The sequence below is a fragment of the Frankia sp. R82 genome (assembly GCF_023716925.1).
GTDB lineage: Bacteria > Actinomycetota > Actinomycetes > Frankiales > Frankiaceae > Frankia.
Genome location: NZ_JAMQQG010000154.1, coordinates 1 through 1471, shown reverse-complemented (window position 1 = coordinate 1471; position 1471 = coordinate 1). Strand labels below are relative to the sequence as shown.

The following is a 1471-nucleotide window of genomic DNA, read 5'->3' as shown; positions in this document are numbered from 1 at the left end:
CACAGTGTGGATCAACCAGCCCATTCCAAGCCAACCGAGCGACGACCCACTGTCCCAGTTGACTTGACAACTACCGGTCTACCGGTCCCGAAGCCCGCAGCCTCACCGCACTGCTCCAACTCGTCGCGCTGGGCCAGACCATCGCCATGGTCCCACGGTTCGTGACCACGCCCCTGCTCCACGACCTCGTCAGCGTGCCGGTGACCGACGCCCAGCCCCCCACCCTGCTGCTGCCTGGCCCGCCCACAGCACGTCATCAGCCATCGCGGCCCTCGCACGAGCCGCCCGCGCAGCCAGTCCCGGCGCAGAACCCGCCCGCATCACCTGATCAACAAGTCGGTCGAACACGCGACTCTGCCAGTACTGTCCCCGACCTGGCATGCCGCGGTCCCCGTATCGTTGGATCACGGACATGGCTGGCGGCACGTGCCGGCCGCGCGCGGTCCCGAGGAGGTGCGATCGTGGCGACGACCGAGGCGATGCTGGGTGCCCTGGGGTTCACCTGGGACCGGTCCGCCGTACGGCGGAACATTCCACGGTTCTCGGTCGAGCGCGCCGTCTGGCGATTTCACCAGTCGCTGCCGGAGTACGTGTGGGACGCTGCGGTGCTCGAGGGTAACCCGTTCACGTACCCCGAGGTCCAGACGCTCCTGGACGGGATCACCGTTGGCGGGCGGAAGATCAGCGATGAACGTCAGATCCTGAACCTCGCCGAGGCGGCGAACGAGCTCGCCCGGCTCGTCAGGACGGGCGAGTTCCGGCTCTCCAAAGAGATCTCCGACAGGCTCCAGTTCCTGCTCGCCCGGGAGGAGGCACTGGAGTCAGGCCACTTCCGCGGTGAGGGCAAGGAGACTCTCACTCCTGGTGTCAGCCTCGGGCAGCATGGTCGCTACCTGCCGCCCGCTACCGAGCGCGGCGGCGAGAACCTGCGTCGCATCCTCTCGCGGGGCCTGGAATTCCTGTCCACCGAAATCGACGCCGAGTTCGAGCAGGCAATCGCCTATTTTCTCTTCGGCTCCCTTCAGCAGTTCTACTACGACGGCAACAAGCGCACTGCCCGCTACATGATGAACGGTCACCTCATGTCCCAGGGGATGGATGCCATCAGCGTCCCGGCCGCACGCCGCCAGGAGTTCAACACCGAGATGGTGGACTTCTTCCGGCGCAAGGACGGTACGGGCATGTTTGGACTTCTGACATCCTGCCGGCTCGCCGCCGATGACGGGGTCATACCGCCAGGCGGCGACTAGAAAATCATCCGGTCGTCAGCACAGGAAGATCATCGGTGGCCGTGGGCCGGATGCGGAGGCTGCTCATGACACCGATCTTGCCGCCGGCTCGCCGCGCCGATCAAGGCCGCCGTTCGACCGTTCGCAACGACGGAGCGTCAGCCCGGGATCGCGAGGAGCGTCTCAGATCGGTTCGACGACGATGTCAGCGCGGTCGAGTGTGGCGGTGTAGGCGGCTATGC

General features: G+C 66.1%; 1 protein-coding gene. It reads left to right on the top strand.

What is annotated here, in order from left to right:
- Window positions 1-461 precede the first annotated feature (461 nt).
- Window positions 462-1250: a cell filamentation protein Fic gene (locus ND747_RS16315; RefSeq protein WP_251734464.1), complete on the top strand. Its 789-nt coding sequence runs from the start codon at window positions 462-464 to the stop codon at window positions 1248-1250.
- Window positions 1251-1471 lie beyond the last annotated feature (221 nt).